The following is an 832-nucleotide window of genomic DNA, read 5'->3' as shown; positions in this document are numbered from 1 at the left end:
GCGACTATGTCATCGAACATTTGGCGGATGACGATGCAGTGCTGGTGATCGACGAGACCGGCTTTCTCAAACAGGGCAAAGCGTCATGTGGAGTGGCGCGGCAATACACTGGTTCGGCAGGCAAGATTACGAATTGCCAGATCGGCGTCTTCGCTACCTACGTTTCGCGTCATGGTCATGCGTTCATCGACCGCGCGCTGTATCTTCCGAAGGAATGGACCGACGATCCGGATCGTCTGGAAGCCGCCTATGTGCCTGCCGATGCGAGCTTTGCGACCAAACCAAAGCTTGCGACGAAAATGATCGCACGCGCGATAGCCGCGTCTGTACCGTTCAGGTGGGTTGCCGGTGATACCGTCTACGGCGTTGGCGCCATCGAACAGCAATTACGTCGGGCCGGCAAAGGCTACGTGCTTGGGGTCAGCAGCGCTCATGTGTTTCGATCCTGGGGCAAACGACCGCCGGTCGCCGGTACGGCCGCAGACATCGCCCGGACGCGGCGCTCATCCGACTGGAAGCGCCTGTCGGCGGGAGCCGGAACCAAAGGACCACGGCTGCACGATTGGTGTTATCTCGAATTGGCCGAGCTCGAGGCCGAGCCATTCAACGGTGCAAGTGCTGGTTTGTGGACGCGCGGTCTACTGATCCGTCGTCGCATCGCCGATGGAGACCTCGCCTTCTTCACCACCTGGTGCCCAGCGGGAACGTCAATTGAAACGCTGGTCGCGGTCGAAGGCCATCGATGGGCGATCGAGGACAGCTTTGAAACCGCGAAAAACGAGTTCGGGCTCGATCACAACGAGAGCAGATCCTGGCATGGCTGGCACCGTCA

The 832-nt window shown here is 59.9% G+C and carries 1 protein-coding gene; it reads left to right on the top strand.

The features are described 5' to 3' along the window. The coding region (locus FXV83_RS40330) for an IS701 family transposase (protein WP_148745594.1) at positions 1–832 on the top strand (832 nt) is incomplete at both ends.

The organism is Bradyrhizobium hipponense (genome assembly GCF_008123965.1).
In the GTDB taxonomy this organism is placed as follows: domain Bacteria; phylum Pseudomonadota; class Alphaproteobacteria; order Rhizobiales; family Xanthobacteraceae; genus Bradyrhizobium; species Bradyrhizobium hipponense.
This window is presented reverse-complemented; position numbering and strand designations above follow the sequence as displayed.